The organism is Paenibacillus tianjinensis (assembly GCF_017086365.1).
GTDB lineage: Bacteria > Bacillota > Bacilli > Paenibacillales > Paenibacillaceae > Paenibacillus_AQ > Paenibacillus_AQ tianjinensis.
The window spans coordinates 1,324,904-1,339,830 of record NZ_CP070969.1 but is presented as its reverse complement, the minus strand read 5'-3'; the positions used below and the strand labels follow the sequence as shown (position 1 = coordinate 1,339,830).

12 protein-coding genes are annotated in these 14,927 nt (G+C 52.5%); 1 reads left to right on the top strand and 11 read right to left on the bottom strand.

What is annotated here, in order from left to right; translation table 11 throughout:
- Positions 1 to 55: 55 nt before the first annotated feature.
- Positions 56 to 1,951 carry an FMN-binding protein gene (locus JRJ22_RS05925; RefSeq protein WP_232381044.1) on the bottom strand — a complete coding sequence of 632 codons (1,896 nt, stop codon included), beginning with the start codon at positions 1,949 to 1,951 and terminating at the stop codon, positions 56 to 58.
- Positions 1,952 to 1,997: 46 nt separating this feature from the next.
- On the opposite strand from JRJ22_RS05925, the gene JRJ22_RS29155 reads away from it, so the two are divergent.
- Positions 1,998 to 2,309 (top strand): hypothetical protein, encoded by a 312-nt coding sequence (locus tag JRJ22_RS29155; protein WP_232381043.1) that lies wholly within the window; start codon positions 1,998 to 2,000, stop codon positions 2,307 to 2,309.
- A 987-nt stretch (positions 2,310 to 3,296) separates the two neighbouring features.
- Here JRJ22_RS29155 and JRJ22_RS05920 read toward each other — a convergent pair.
- The 10 genes from JRJ22_RS05920 to JRJ22_RS05875 form a co-directional block, all read right to left on the bottom strand.
- Positions 3,297 to 3,749, bottom strand: a complete 453-nt coding sequence (locus tag JRJ22_RS05920; protein WP_206103643.1) for an IDEAL domain-containing protein — start codon at positions 3,747 to 3,749, stop codon at positions 3,297 to 3,299.
- Positions 3,750 to 4,119: 370 nt separating this feature from the next.
- Positions 4,120 to 5,925, bottom strand: coding sequence for an adenine deaminase (locus JRJ22_RS05915; RefSeq protein ID WP_232381042.1), 1,806 nt, complete (start codon positions 5,923 to 5,925; stop codon positions 4,120 to 4,122).
- Positions 5,926 to 6,080: 155 nt separating this feature from the next.
- Complete coding sequence (locus JRJ22_RS05910; protein ID WP_206103641.1) at positions 6,081 to 7,313, bottom strand: pyridoxal-phosphate-dependent aminotransferase family protein; 1,233 nt, start codon at positions 7,311 to 7,313, stop codon at positions 6,081 to 6,083.
- Between the two features lie 21 nt (positions 7,314 to 7,334).
- The gene (gene allC, locus JRJ22_RS05905) at positions 7,335 to 8,582 is read right to left on the bottom strand and encodes an allantoate deiminase (RefSeq protein ID WP_206103640.1); all 1,248 of its coding nucleotides are present in this window, start codon (positions 8,580 to 8,582) and stop codon (positions 7,335 to 7,337) included.
- Entirely contained in the window at positions 8,579 to 9,973 is a 1,395-nt protein-coding gene (locus JRJ22_RS05900) for an allantoinase (RefSeq protein WP_206103639.1), read from the bottom strand. The genes allC and JRJ22_RS05900 overlap by 4 nt, the downstream gene beginning before the upstream one ends.
- An 86-nt stretch (positions 9,974 to 10,059) precedes the next feature.
- A complete protein-coding gene (gene uraH, locus JRJ22_RS05895) occupies positions 10,060 to 10,443 on the bottom strand; it encodes a hydroxyisourate hydrolase (RefSeq protein WP_206103638.1) in 384 nt (127 codons plus the stop codon).
- Positions 10,440 to 10,973 (bottom strand): 2-oxo-4-hydroxy-4-carboxy-5-ureidoimidazoline decarboxylase, encoded by a 534-nt coding sequence (gene uraD / locus JRJ22_RS05890; RefSeq protein ID WP_206103637.1) that lies wholly within the window; start codon positions 10,971 to 10,973, stop codon positions 10,440 to 10,442. The genes uraH and uraD overlap by 4 nt, the downstream gene beginning before the upstream one ends.
- 235 nt (positions 10,974 to 11,208) lie before the next feature.
- Positions 11,209 to 12,138 (bottom strand): ABC transporter permease, encoded by a 930-nt coding sequence (locus JRJ22_RS05885; RefSeq protein WP_206103636.1) that lies wholly within the window; start codon positions 12,136 to 12,138, stop codon positions 11,209 to 11,211.
- A 62-nt stretch (positions 12,139 to 12,200) separates the two neighbouring features.
- Positions 12,201 to 13,322: an ABC transporter permease gene (locus tag JRJ22_RS05880; protein WP_206103635.1), complete on the bottom strand. Its 1,122-nt coding sequence runs from the start codon at positions 13,320 to 13,322 to the stop codon at positions 12,201 to 12,203.
- Complete coding sequence (locus tag JRJ22_RS05875; RefSeq protein ID WP_054939382.1) at positions 13,319 to 14,851, bottom strand: ABC transporter ATP-binding protein; 1,533 nt, start codon at positions 14,849 to 14,851, stop codon at positions 13,319 to 13,321. Before JRJ22_RS05875 ends, JRJ22_RS05880 begins: the two co-directional genes overlap by 4 nt.
- Positions 14,852 to 14,927 lie beyond the last annotated feature (76 nt).

Genomic DNA, 14,927 nt, shown 5'->3' with positions numbered 1-14,927 from the left:
CGTCCCCCGCCATTTGTATGGCTAAGGACAACCCCTTCATTTGTTGTAAATCAACTTATTTACTTGCTGTCGCCAGAGCGGAAGTGATTGCTTCAATGACTTTGGCGGAAACGGCCTTCTCAGCATCGTTCGCACCGAATGCCGCTGCACGATATCCGTACTTGTGCAGGGATTTGCCGTTCGAAGTGGACTCGATTTCAAACTTCACGGCAATTTCAGCTGCTGTCAGCATTTCTGGAATTTTAACTTTTCCAGCTTTATCCAGATAGTATACAGTCATTGCTACAGGAACATTGTTCTTCACAGTAACCATTACATTTACGGATTTGTCAGTGCTGGTACCGATGAAGATACCGTCAAAGTAAGCTGCTTTATCAACTTTTACAAGCTCTGCTTTTTCGTAAGCTCTGTCTACTGCGGTTTTGAATCCGTTACTGCTTGATGTTGCACCGGACACCGCATCAACCTGCTGTACGCCTTCTTTGGTGCCTGCTGCAAGGAAGCTTGCAGTGAGCTGAGGAATAGCCTTTTGCACTTCAGCATAAGCTGCTTTGCCCAGATCTACAAGGTTCATACCTACACGGGTCAGAACAACATTTACGATCTTGCCGTTACGCAGGGTAACATCGGCTTTGTTTGTGCCTTTATCATAAGCATTACCATAAGAGGTGAACGTACCGTCTTTATAAGTACCTTGAACCTTGGAAGCATTAGTCAATGCATCAGTCAGTGCTGCTCTTGCTGCTGCGGACAAGGCTTCTTGGCCAGCAACATCAGCCAATTGCACGCCTTTATCAAGCAGACCTGCGGTCAGCTGTTCAACCAGTGTTTTTTGGTCAGCAGTCAGTTTGTCATCGGCAATAAGCTTACCGTCTGTTCCGAACAGGCTGAGTTTAATTCCGGTTACTTGATCAGCTGCAACATCAACCAGCAGCAGGATTTTGGATTGATTATCCACACCTGCGAATTTGCCGTCGAAGTATTGGCCTGCTGTAGGAACCTTCAGGGCTTTCTCAAATGCTCTTTGTACTGCCTGATTCCAGCCGTGGCTGCTTTCAGTAGCGCCGGAAATACCGTCTACCTTTTCATCATAATTAGCAATATAAGAACCGTTAGCAAGCAATTTTGCAGTCATTGGAGCGTTAGCTTTTACCACTTCGGCATAAGCTGTTGTTCCTCTGTCAATCAGGTTGGTTCCAAGTCTGTACAGTTTCACGTCTACCAGTTTGCCGTTACGGATAACAACATCGGCTCTTTCAACGCCTACGCTTCTTGCAGTACCGTAGGAAGAATAGAAGCCGTCAACATAAGCAGAGGTGTTGTTAATTTTGGCATTTTGTTCTGCATCCCAGAAAGCGTTGATGGCAGCTTTGGATTCAGCTTCATAGCCGGCAACCGGCTGTGCGGAAGATCCCTTAGCGAGCAGTACAGGTGTAATCGCTGCAATTGCCGCAGTTTGTTCAGCTGTGTATGCTTTTTCGTCAACGAAGCTTCCAGTGCTGGTCATTGGGTACAGCTTCACTGCTGTAAGGCTGTTAGCATCGTAGCTTGCGAATACAGCGTATTTACCTTCAGGATCAACACCCATGTGATCGCCTGCGAAGTAAGTAGCATCTGCCGGTTTAACTTTCATTGCTCTTTCAAACGCTCTGTCCACAGACAGCTTCCAGCCGTTGCTGGAACGTGTTGCGCCGGATACAGCATCAACTGCTGCTGCACTGTCTCTGGTTTGACCTAGCAGTCTTTCTTTCATCAGACCGTAAGCTACCCACACGCCGCTATAGTTGTTGCTGACCGTGTTGTCGATGATTTTCGGGTTGGTTCTCATCAGTACGATATCAGCGATCTTACCGTCTTTGATCGTAACTTTTACGCCTTCAGTACCCTTGGAGTAAGCATTGCCGTAGGCAACATATACGCCGTCTTGATACACGTTTTGTTTAACCGTCACAGGTTTAGCCGTTGCAGCCGGTTTTGCCGTTGCAACTGGTTTTGCTGTGGCAGCTGGTTTTACTGTTGCTTTTGCTGTTGCTGCCGGTTTAGTTGTCGCTTTTGCTGTTGCTGCCGGTTTAGCAGCTGGTTTAGCTGTCGCTTTTGGCGTTGGTTTCGCAGTTGGTTTTGCTGTTGCCTTTGGTGTAGGCTTTGCTGTTGGTTTTGCTGTTGGTTTTGCTGTTGCCTTTGGTGTTGCCTTTGGTGTTGGCTTCGCTGTTGGCTTAGCGGCTGGTTTTGCTGTCGCTGCCGGTGCTTCTTCCGAAGCTGCTGAAACTGCATCCACTGTCAATTTCAGAGCCGGTGCGTTAATCGTGTAAGCGAATGGCGCAAGCAGTAAAGCTGCGCTGATTGTCAAAGTAACTAGTTTTTTCAATGCATATTCTCCTTTACCAAATCCCCAGTAGTATATAGCTCTTCGAAAAAATCCCCCTGCTGGTCCTCTCCCGTCCTTTCTTACGAAGAACAACATGTCTCTTCATAAGAAATCATCCCCCCTCTCCAGTTCCTCATGACCCAGTCTTGTGCTTCAGAAGATGCGTTCACATATTTACTAATTCTACTATAAGGTGAAACAATTCACATAAAAGGGTGAATTAAACATAAAAACTATGAACCTCTCAGAGGTAATTTCTGGCTTGATGGTATCAAATATCCGCTTCTTTTCTCTGTATATAAAATCACACACCCTATAAGAAAAGTCACTTTTTGCGATTAACATAAAAAATATATTTGATCTTACTCTCAAAATCTCCCATTTTCTCCGTCTTATGATAAGCCTATGATTTTATGTATTGTGTCCAGAGCAAGTGATGTGATATTTTATAGCGATGTCAAGTTTTCTGAAAGTGAGTGTCCGCTCAAATGAACCCGTCTCCTATCGGCGTTATTCTTGCCCAAATCGGAACACCCGAAGCCACCAAACACCAAGGTTGTCCGCACCTATCTGCGCAGGTTTTTGTCGGACCGCCGAGTAATCGATTATCCCCCCTTTTGGAAACATTGCATGAGCTTGCGGTGGAAGGACGGGAGCATTTCGCCTTTAGGCGGAGGAGAACGCGGGGAACTCATAACTGCACCCTGCTTGAACGATAGCAGGGAGTGGCTTGTCTTTCTCGCACAAATGGTTACTGACAACGCTCAGGGATGGCTGGCAGCAGAAAGCCCCCCGGTTCATTCGCCTTCTTCTAAACAGGAGATTATGCATAGCCCTCATTCTATTTCAAATAAGCCGCTAATCTCAGCTGTAAACTGGCAGATCTAGCGGCTCTTATATTTAAATGTATTCTATAGCTTGCGCATGAAGCTTATGCGGTTAATTGTTTGTATTTAGCGGTCAGTTCCTCAAACCAATTCTTATCCTGCAAGGCCAATGCAAAATCAATCAATTCAGCAATTTCAGCCGGCTGCAGCTCCGGGGAATCATTGAAGCAAACCTCAGCAGTTGCCGTTGCCAGCCCATTTGCACCTTCAGCAAAATCGTAAGAAAACATAAGCTTAATGTCACTCTCCATAAATTCATTGCGGAGGAAATACAGCACTTCACACATCAAAACCGGTCTGACATGGTTATCGAACACACAATCCATAACCTTTGCCCAATATTGCTGGTTGCTGAGATGCAGCTTATCATTGGTTAGCAGATATTGCTCCCCCCGAAAATCATTAACAAATCTGAGCTCAAGCGGCTCCATCTTAAAAATACCGGCAATTTGCTTCATTGTGATATTCACAATGTCCTGTGTATCTAATCTGATCATCTCATACACCCCGTTCCTTATATTTGAACTTTCAGTAACTGTTCAGCAGACTACGAATTGGCACTAATTTTAATTAATTTAAAAGTATTATCGTCGAATCTTGGCGGTTTGTTAATATTTTTTATTAAAAATCTCAAAATATATGTTTCGAAATGTGATGAATCGGTTAATATTATGTCCCTTATGTCAGAACTGTAACCATTCCGGTTATTTCTGGAAGGTGAGGCTCTGCAATCCGACTGCGTTGGAGTGAAAGATAAGGAGTTTAGTTGGATTTTTGCAGAGTCCTTCATATAGAAAAAAGTGCCTCCAGACCGGTAACCGGCTGGAGGCACTTTTGGTAGTATACGGGAATCCGGCGAATTGACGCCTAGCAGAATAAAGATACGAGCTGAATGCCCTCTTCCGGTGAAATCCGCACCAGACCCTTATCAGAAATCCGCAAGGTCGGAATAACTGCTAACGCCAGCAGAGACAGGGTCATAAAAGCATAATTCAGCGTGCAGCCTGCATCATACAGTACTGTACTGATTGCCGCAGACTGGGCGGCGGCTACCTCAAACGGCTCTGCAGACATTAGACCGGCGATGGCCAGCGGGAATAGCGTGGTACCGGTCCCTGTAATTACAGCCACACCGCCTTGAGCCTCTGCTACCGCAGCTGCTGCTTTTGCCATCAGGACATCATCATTGCCGATCACCAGCACATTGTGGCTGTCATGGGCAACCGTCATGGCAATAGCCGCCGGCTCCTGGAAGCCGATCCCCTCAACTACACCTACCGATTTGTTGCCGGTCCCTTTGTGCCGTTCAAATACTGCGATTTTGCAGAGTCCGTTTCCAACCTGCAGCACCCCGTTCTCTACCGGCAGCTGTACGATCCGTTCTTCTGTCTCCACATGATTCTCGATGACCTTGATTACCCGGGTAGCGAGGGTGCCTGACTCCACCGGAGCATGGATCACAAAGTCTTCCGGCACCGGAAGCTGCTGCAGATGAACCGAAGACCGCACCTCCTCAGGATAGGTATAAGACGGAAGCTCAGCTGTCATAATGCCGTTCTCAGCCACCACCACACCGGCAGCTATTGTCGTTACTACATGGACATCGGCCAGATTTCCATCCAGCAAAATAATATCCGCACAGGAGCCCGGCGTAATCGAGCCGATATCACGGGCTACGCCGAAGCGTTCAGCGGTGTTAATGGTTGCCATCTGGAAGGCAATCACCGGTTTTACCCCTTGGGAGATCGCATGGCGTACGACAAAATCCATATGTCCCTCGTCGCGCAGCGATTCCGAGCTGCGATCATCGGTGACCAGCATCATCCGGCGCGGGTCCAGCCCGTGCTCCGTATGCGCAGTGATCGTCTTCGCTACATCATGCCAGGCGGAGCCGCGGCGCATTTTGGCATACATCCCCAGTCGGACACGTTCCATGACATCCTCAGCCGTTACACATTCATGGTCGCCGGTTACACCGGCGGCGGCATAAACCGGAAGTCTCCAGTCGCTGGACGGCCAGGTGAAATGCCCATCCACGTATCTGCCGGCACGGAGTGTCGCCTGGATTTCGCCGATCATTTTATTATCGCCATATACCACGCCCGGGAAGTTCATAACTTCACCCAGAGCGATGACATCCTCACCCCAGGTATAGGCTTCTGCAATCTCGGCCGGTCCGAGTGAGGCGCCGGTTGTTTCGAACTCCGCCCCTGCCGAAGGTACACAGGAAGCTACCTGCATATACGCGGCAAGCGGCGTGCCGCGCATTTCATCCAGCATCAGCTTAATCCCCTTCAGCCCGAACACATTGGCGATTTCATGCGCATCAAAGAATCCGCCCGTCGTTCCCATCGGCAGCACCGCACGGGCAAATTCGGTAACGGTCAGCTGTGTGCTTTCGATATGGCAATGTCCGTCAAGTAATCCGGGAGCAATATATTTGCCGGCTGCATCAATAATCTTTGTACCTTCACCAATCGTATGAGAGACGTCCTTGCCGACATAGGCAATGCGTCCCCCTTGTACCGCAACAGACATCCCCTCCAAAATCTCCCCCGAGACCACATTGACCAGCTTTCCTCCCGTGATGACCAGAGATGCCGGCTGATCGCCGCGGGCTGTAGCCACAAGCTCAGGCACACAATCCGCAAGCGGTTTTCTTTTAAACGTCATGACTTCCACTCCCTCCGATTTGCTTTTATTTTAATAAAAACGGCTATGCCGCCCCTTTGCGGGACGCAAGCCGTTTCCTGGGTAATGCCTGAACCGTCCGGCTCAGCCGGGCAGCCTTATTGCATTTATTTTAGTCCCGTTGCCTATTCAGACGATTATCTTACTTTTGCCTCGTATACGTCAAGTGCCGCCTGGACACCGAGGCCGGCGGGAAGAGGATGCCCATGCCGCAAAAGCGTGGCCTCAAGCGCTCCTAGTACCCGCAGCACATTATTTTCACGGCAGCTGAAGCCCATCGTGCCAATTCGCCAGATTTGTCCTTTGAGCGGCCCGAAGGAGCTGGCAATCTCGATGCCAAAGCGGTTAAGCAGCATACTGCGAACAGACTCCCCGTCAATCCCCTCCGGAATCCGGACGCAGGTAACCACTGTCAGCTTGCTCTCCGGATCGCCATACAGCTCCAGGCCCATCGCCGATAGTCCGGCTGTAAGCGCCTCTTCATGCAGCGCATGTCTGGCATGCCGTGCCCGAAGGCCTTCCTCCAGCACCAGCCGCAGCCCTTCACGCAGTGCATAGAGCATCGAAGTCATCTCCGTATGATGGTTCAGCCGCTGCGGACTCCAATAATCCTGCAGCATGCTTAAGTCAAAATAATTGCTTCGCACAGGAGGCAGCTCCCCCGCTTCGAACTCGCCTGTTCTGAGCCCGCGCTCTACCTGCTTGCGCTTCAGCAGTTTGGCTTCCGCCCGTTCATTATACGTAACCGGTGCCATCCCGGAGGGAATCGACAGGCATTTCTGTGTACCGCCGATGACAGCGTCCAGCATCCAGGCATCCGTCTCCACCGGCACACCGCCGATTGTTGCAACGGCATCCACGATGAGCAGGGCATCCTGCTCACGGCAGGCTCGCCCGATCTCGGCCAGCGGCTGCACCCGGCCCGTGGAGGTTTCCCCGTGAACAATAGCTACTATATCCGGCTTAATGCTTTGGATCGCGGAAATCACTTCCTCGGGAGCAAATACGCTGCCCCAGGCTTTCTCAATGGTATAGACCTCTGCACCGCAGCGTTCGGCGATTTCATGCAGCAAATGGCCGAAGCGGCCAAAGATCGGAATCAGCACCCGGTCGCCAGGTGCGATTAAACTGACCATTACCGCTTCAATACCGGAACGCGAAGTGCCGTCGACCGGAAAAGCCCATTTATTGTTCGTAGCAAACAGCTCACGGAGCATCCCCATGGTCTCGTTCATAATATCCGTAAATTCAGGATCAAACTGGCCCAGAACCGGAAAAGACATCGCCCGCAGTACGCGCGGATCGACCTCCACCGGTCCCGGGGTCATGATACACCGCAAGGACGGTGACAAATCTTCGTACCGCTTCATGAGAACCTCTCCCTCTGATGTTCAGCTTTCTTTATAAGCCAACTCATATAATATGGCCGTTAATACATTCAATCCGGCAGCCAGCTCTTCCGGTGAAGAGTATTCATCCGGTGAATGGCTGATTCCGGCCCGGCTCGGCACAAAAATCATTGCTGTAGGACATAGGGGTGCGAAGAGCTGTGCATCATGGCCTGCTCCGCTAACCATCGTGCGGAAGCTTCTCCCCTGCTGTTGGCTGATCTGCTCCAGCAGCCTCTTCAGCCCCTCATCCATAGGCGCTGGAGTGGTAGCTAAGGTTGCTGTGAGCTCCAAAGTCAGTCCGCGGCTGTCGGCAATTCTTTCGAAATGTGCCTGAATGCCGCTACAATAGCGCTCCAGCTGCTCAGCTTCGCTATGGCGGATATCCAGCGTAAACTGTACCTCACCCGGTATGACATTCGGCGTACCCGGGGACGCCTCCAGCTTCCCGCAAGTTGCTACCAGCGGATCACCGGTCTGAACTGCCGCCTGCTCCATCGCCAGCAGCATCTCTGCAGCACCCGCTAGCGCATCCCGCCGCAGCCCCATCGGGGTTGTGCCGGCATGGTTAGCGGTGCCGCCAACTTTCACATGAAATCGCCGCTGCCCGGCGATAGCCTCAACAATTCCAATCTCCAAAGCCGATTGCTCCAGTACGATCCCCTGTTCGATATGCAGCTCAACATACGCGCCGATATCTTCTCTGCGGGGACCCTTCCCGGGCTTACGTTCCAATCCGCAAGCTTCCATAGCCGAAGAGATGGTTACCCTCCGGGAATCTGAGCAGCTATCCGCTTCGCTTCCGTTATACATCCCTGTTACATTGCCCGAGCCCCAGAAGGTGATGGGAAACCGGCTGCCCTCTTCTTCGCAAAAGGCTACTGCCTCCACGGTCCGCAGCGGCTGCCCGAAGGTCTGCTGCAAATAATGCAGGGCAGTAACGGCAGCAGCAATCCCGTATGCACCGTCATATTTCCCGCCGTTCAGAACGGTGTCAATATGTGATCCGGTTAATATGACTTTATCGGCTGTCTGCGAGCCTGTAAATCTTCCATAGACATTGCCGACCTCATCACGCCTTACTTCCATACCCAGGGCAGCCATCCTCTCCTGCAGGAACTGATGCGCCCGGAGCCATTCCGGAGTATACAGAAGGCGGGATACTCCGGCTCCTGGAGCGCTGAAGGCCGCAAGCTCCTCCAGCAGCTCCATCATCTCAAGCACCGGTGCCTTAATCGTCGGCGTTGTCATAATAAAGACTGCCCTTCATTGACCCGCAGCCACTGGCCGCCATCCTCAATCAATAGCCCGTCTGCTGCGGTATATACCACCGCTCCGCGGCTGATCGTTGCCGTAACCTTGCAGGATAAGGTCATGCCGGTATAGGGGCTATGTTTATGACGATAATAGAGATACTCTGCGCTCAACATATAGGAGTGATTCGGGTTCAGCAGCACCAGATCGGCGTCCAATCCAAGCTTGATCGAGCCTTTGCGGTGGTCCAGCCCGAACCGCCGGGCCGGCTGCTCTGCCAGCAGCGCGGCTATCAGCGTAACCGGCAGGCCGCGCACATTAACCCCTTCGTGGAACATCAGCTCCAGGCTGCTTTGTGCCCCGGAGATACCGCCCCAGGCTTCAAAGAAGCTCAGCCCGGGATCAAGCTTAAGCTCAGGCGGACAAGGGGAATGATCCGAGGCGATCAGCTCGATATGCCCGTCTGCCAGCACCTTCCACAGCTTCTCCTGCTCCTCCGGGCTGCGCAGCGGCGGCGCGCATTTAGCCAGCACTCCCAGCTCCTCCAGGCTGTTCTCGTTCAGAATCAGGTAATGGGGGCAGGTTTCTGCAGACACATCAAGCCCGCGGAGCTTGGCTTCATGGATCATTTCAATTGCTGCTGCCGTGCTGATATGCACAAAATGCAGCCTGCAGCCGGTGCGTTCACTGTACAGCAGCGCTCTCGCCACGGCCTCCAGCTCAGCTTCCGCCGGACGGGAAGCGGCAAAGTCACGTGCACTGGTCCGGCCGCTGCGTACAGCATCAGCCGACAGCACTGCGGTGATCTCCTCGCTCTCCGCATGCAGGGCAAGAATACCGCCGAGCCCGGCGATTTTTTTCATTCCCTGGAACAGGGTATCATCATCCACCTCGCGGAACCGTCCTTCTCCTTCACCTCCGGGATTGGAGATGAACGCCTTGAAGCCGGTAACACCGGCAGCCGCCAGCTCCTCCAAATCATCCAGATTGCCGGGAACCAGCCCGCCCCACAGCACATAATCCACGGCGGAGTTGCCGGCAGCCGCCTCAGCTTTGAGCTGCAGCGCAGCTTTATTCACTGTAGGCGGATTGCCGTTCAGAGGCATATCCGCATAACAGGTGCAGCCTCCGGCGGCAAGCGACGCCGAACCGCTGCGGAAGCCTTCCCAATGGCCCAGCGCCGGTTCATTAAAATGAACATGCATATCGATCATGCCGGGCAGAACATACTGTCCTTCCGCATCGATGACCTTGGTCTCCGGATAAACCGGCAGCTGCTCGCCCAGCGCGGCAATCTTTCCGTTCTTCACAGCGATGTCCATCTTGCGTACTTCTCCGGGCAGCACAACGTCCCCATTCTTGATGATAAGCTCATACGTTTCCTTCATGAATCGGTCACCTCCGGCCATCTTATATAATTGAACTTGTGATTATTCTATTTTGGGATTGGCCGGGAATACAGGGAATAGTATCATCAGCTTCCCCGGTACGTGCTGTACCCTCCTTGAGCCACTAGCAGCGGAACATGATAATGCTCTGCAGGATTGACTATGTTGAAACGGATCGGAATTTGTTCGAGAAAAGAAATATTATTATCCGCTGCAGCCCCCGAAGCGCCCTTGTCTGCCGGATCACTGCCGCGGAAATAGTCTCCGGCCCTAAATATCAGCTCATAGCTGCCGGGAGCAAGCTCGCTGCCCGCCAGCAGCGGGATATCCAGTCTGCCGTCGCCGTTCGTCACCGTTTCCCGCAACAGCTCCCGTGCAGCGCCGTCAAGCTTCCAGAGCTCCAGTGCCATCCCGGCCGCCGGCACTCCCCGGGCCAGGTCCAGCACATGAGTGGTGAGCCTGCCGCTCATGACTGTGTGCCCTCAGGCTCAGGCAGCAGATCGCGCAGCCGGAAACCGGTGATTTTGCCAATCTCATGAAGCGCCTGCTCCCATTCTTCTTCCAACGGACGGTTAACCCGTTCCCCGATCGCCATTATGATGTCATCCTTGTTTTTACCGCGTACGGCCAGAATAAATGGAAAACGAAATTTCTCCGTATATGCCGCATTCAGTTCCGTGAGCAGTTTGAACTCCTCTGGCGTCAGCCGGTCCAGACCCGCTCCCTGCTGCTCTGCCGCTGACAGCGGGGTAACCTGAAGTCTCGTTGCCAGATCGGGATGGGACCTAAGCAGGGCTTCAACTTGGCTGCGCGGTGCACTCCGTGCCGTCTCCAGCATCACATTGTGCAGCTCTTCCACCGAATGAAACGGAACATGCTGGTAAACCCCCTCTGCCACCCAGGATGAATGTTCGAAGATTCCGCCAAGTGCCGCCACAAACTGTTCTTTACCCATTCGGTTGATTTCGTCTATTGTTAATGAATCCGATCCTGCACTCATATTCCAGCCCCCGCTTTCTTCCGATTCTACATATTTTGCTATTAATGTATTAATATTCTCTGCAAAAGGGTAAAAAAAGTCCATTTGCTGTATTCAAGTCATCTACTTTTGCTCTGCGCCGGAAATAGCGATTTCTATGCTGGTTAGATGTTCGAACTACAAGAAATGGAAGGTTGGAACGATTATAGCACCAAACGATAACTTAAGTCTCTGTTACCTGCCTGCTTTCTTTCTCTTAGAACCGCTGTTCACGCACATAAGGTGTCCCCAGCGATTCCGGGGTGCCCGAAGGCTTGTTACGGTTGCGGTAGCCGAGATACATCAGCACCAGAATCGTTACGATATAAGGAATCATCTTGAGAAAATAAGATGGAACCACGCTGCCCAGCAGCTGGATGCGGAAGCCCAGCGAATCGAGTGCACCGAAGAAATAAGCGCAGAAGAGCGCGCGCAGCGGATTCCATCTGGCGAAGATAACCAGCCCGACGGCAATCCAGCCGCGGCCGGCCGTAAGGCCTTCATTCCAGGTCGGCGCGTAAGCGAGCACCATATCCGCCCCCGCTAAGCCAATCAATGCAGCACCGGCCGTTACATAGCTGTAGCGGATCAGCTGCACACGGATGCCCATAACATCAGCAGTCGCCGGGCTGTCCCCTACGGCCCGCAGATGCAGCCCCCAGGAGGTGTGATGGATCAGCAGATGCAGCACCAGTACCAGCAGCAGGCTGAACCAGGTTAAATAGTCCATCCTGCCGAAAATATCTCCGATGACCGGAATCCCGTTCAGCCAGCTGAGGTTCAGCTTAGGCGAAGTCCCTGGCAGCGGAAGGCCGCTGATCGACTTGCCCAGATACGCGCTGAGGCCGCTGCCGAACAGGGTCATGGCAAGCCCGGACATCGTCTGGTTCGCCCGCAGCGTCACACAAAGGAACGAATGCACCATTCCGAGCACTGCGGTGACTGCAATAGCCGCAAGGAGTGCCAGCAGGAGATTGCCGCTGCGGATATAGACGATACAGGTAGTCACTGCCCCCATCAGCATCAGTCCCTCAGCGCCAAGCTGGATTATGCCCGCACGTTCGTTCAGAATACCTCCCAGCGTAGCCAGCAGCAGCGGGGTTCCGGCAGAGATTGCGGCTATTAATAACTGTGTAGTGAAATCCATAGGTAAACTCCCTTCTCAAAATCCCCGCGGTAATATACGTTCTGATAGATGAATGGCGCCGCTTATGCGCTCCGGCGTATGCGGAAACGGTGAATCATATCGCCGGCTATCAGGAAGAACAGGATCGAGCCCTGCAGCATTTCAGAAATTGACGAAGGCAGTCCAATGGTCTGTACACTATAGCCGCCGACGATCAGTCCTCCGAATAGAACAGAGGTGATGATTAGACCGAGCGGGTTCAGCTTGGCAAGCCAGGCAACGATAATTGCGGTGTAGCCGTAGCCGGGTGAAATCCCCTGCATCAGCTTGTGCGTCACCCCGGAAACCTCAGCCATACCGGCTATTCCGGCCAGCCCGCCGCTGATCAGCATAACGATAATAATATGCCGTTTAATATGAATCCCTGCATAACGTGCAGCTGTCGGATTGGCACCAATCAGCCGCAGCTCATAACCCCAGCGGGTAAATTTAACCATCAGATAATAGATGACTACCGCGACAAGCCCAAAAATCAGCCCGATATGCAGTCTGGTCGTCCCAAGAACAGGTAAGGACTGGGCAGCCGTAAACATCGGTGATCCCGGGAAATTGAAGCCCTTCGGATCTTTCCAGGGTCCAAACACCACATAATCCAGAGCCAGCAGCGCCACATAATTTAACATCAACGAAGTAATCAGCTCGTTGACACCGAAGTGCGTCCGGGGAATAGCCGTCATCAATCCCCATAGCGCCCCTGCCGCTGTACCGAATAACAGCATCAGCGTTATCGACCAGAAGGAGGGGAGATCCGGAAAATAAATCGTAACCGCCGTAGCCGCCATCGCCCCGACGGTCAGCTGTCCTTCGGCACCGATGTTCCAGACGGAAATCCGGTAAGCAACAGCGATGCCTAGTCCGCACAGCAGCAGCGGGATCGCTTTTACCATCGTTTCTGTGAAGCCATAGGAGGTACCGAAGGCCCCCCGAAACATCTTTTCATATACCGTAACCGGACTCATCCCGTTAGCGGCAATGAATATCGCACACAGCAGAAGCGCCAGTATAACGGACAGAATCGGCGACCACCACGGAGAACGGGTACGGCTTGAATCGTATTCCAGCCGCAGCGAGAACCGTTTACCGGTCTTAGCCGGAGCCGGCTCCAGCACTGCTGCTGCAGAATTGCTTCCATTTTTCGGACTCATACCGCACTCCCCTCCCTGTGCCTGATTCCGGCCATCATCAGACCGATTTGTTCTCTGTCCGCGTGCTCATGATCACTTTCACCGATGATGGTGCCGTTGTATATAACCAGAATCCGGTCAGACAGCTGCAGCAGTTCATCCAGATCCTCAGAAATCAGCAGCACTCCACTCCCTGAACTGCGCAGCTCCATCAGCAGCTCATGCACCCCGGCCGTCGCTCCCACATCCAGACCCTGTGTAGGGTGAACTGCAACCATCAGCTTCGGCTTATGGCTGACCTCACGGGCAAACAGCAGTTTCTGCTGATTACCACCGGACAATTGCTGAACCGGTGTATCGAGCTCAGGTGTCTTCACATTGAACCGCTGGACCAGCTCCTGGGACCATAGACGGTTCTTTGCTGCTTTCAAAAAGCCGAATTTGGAATGCTCTTCACTGCGGTAGGACTTAAACAGCAGATTATCCACCGAGCCCAGCCGTCCGGCCAGACCGCTCTTCATCCGATTCTCCGGCACATGGGATATCCCTGAATCGATCGCTCCTCTGACCGAAGCTGTCGTCACCTTGCTGCCATCAAAAATAATCTCGCCGTTCTTCCAGGTTCTAAGCCCTGTAAGCACTTCTGCCAGCTCCTTCTGGCCGTTGCCTGCTACCCCCGCAACCCCGACAATCTCACCTTCACATACCTTCAGCGACAGGTTGTCGAGTGCCTTGCGGCCATGATCGGCTGAGACTTCCAGCCGGTTAACGATAAGCAAAGGCTCACCTTGGGTGACCTCACGCTCCTGGCGGCTGATCGTTACCTCTCTGCCTACCATCAGCCGGGCCAGTTCCAGCTCATCCGTATCCGCCGTAGCCAGCGTAGCAATCATCTTTCCTTTGCGCATAACAGAAATCCGGTCGGAAGAAGCCATCACTTCTTTCATTTTATGCGTAGTCATAATCACTGTCTTGCCCGCCTGCTTCATCACCCTCAGTGTTTCAAACAGCTGCTCCGCTTCTCCCGGAGTAAGCACAGAGGTGGGTTCATCCAAAATAATAATATCTGCCCCCCGGTACAGTGTCTTGACGATTTCCACACGCTGCTGTTCACCGACGGACAATTGCCAGATCGGACGGTCAACCGGAAATTTCAATCCAAACCGTTCTCCCAGCGCCTCAATTTCTTCATGCTTATGCTTGATCCACTTACTTCCCCGCCAGAAAGACGACTTTTCGCCAAGCACGATATTTTCCGCTGCTGTGAGACTTTGCACCAGTCTGAAGTTTTGAAATACCATACCGACACCCAGGAGTGCTGCATCCTTAGGCGACCGGATTCTGGCGGTCTGGCCATGAATCAGAATCTCGCCTTCATCCGCCCGGTATACACCTGACAGCATGCTCATAACCGTGCTCTTACCTGCTCCGTTCTCACCAAGCAGCGCGTGAACCTCACCCGCGTTTGCCGAAAAATCGACTTGATCGCTTGCCGTTACAGAACCGAATTTCTTCACAATCCCGCGCATTTCAACCGAATGGTCCTGCATTTTGGGATGCTCCTTTCCTTATAGTTGTAGTACGGGTGGGGAAGGTTCCACCTTAACGGAACCCGCCCCACCCATA

Excerpts from the sequence above, each read along its gene's own strand:
- JRJ22_RS05920 (WP_206103643.1), bottom strand. The coding sequence starts at position 3,749 with ATGATCAGATTAGATACACAGGACATTGTGAATATCACAATGAAGCAA.
- JRJ22_RS05915 (WP_232381042.1), bottom strand. The coding sequence starts at position 5,925 with ATGACGTTTAAAAGAAAACCGCTTGCGGATTGTGTGCCTGAGCTTGTG.
- JRJ22_RS05910 (WP_206103641.1), bottom strand. The coding sequence starts at position 7,313 with ATGAAGCGGTACGAAGATTTGTCACCGTCCTTGCGGTGTATCATGACC.
- allC (WP_206103640.1), bottom strand. The coding sequence starts at position 8,582 with ATGACAACGCCGACGATTAAGGCACCGGTGCTTGAGATGATGGAGCTG.
- JRJ22_RS05900 (WP_206103639.1), bottom strand. The coding sequence starts at position 9,973 with ATGAAGGAAACGTATGAGCTTATCATCAAGAATGGGGACGTTGTGCTG.
- uraH (WP_206103638.1), bottom strand. The coding sequence starts at position 10,443 with ATGAGCGGCAGGCTCACCACTCATGTGCTGGACCTGGCCCGGGGAGTG.
- uraD (WP_206103637.1), bottom strand. The coding sequence starts at position 10,973 with ATGAGTGCAGGATCGGATTCATTAACAATAGACGAAATCAACCGAATG.
- JRJ22_RS05885 (WP_206103636.1), bottom strand. The coding sequence starts at position 12,138 with ATGGATTTCACTACACAGTTATTAATAGCCGCAATCTCTGCCGGAACC.
- JRJ22_RS05880 (WP_206103635.1), bottom strand. The coding sequence starts at position 13,322 with ATGAGTCCGAAAAATGGAAGCAATTCTGCAGCAGCAGTGCTGGAGCCG.
- JRJ22_RS05875 (WP_054939382.1), bottom strand. The coding sequence starts at position 14,851 with ATGCAGGACCATTCGGTTGAAATGCGCGGGATTGTGAAGAAATTCGGT.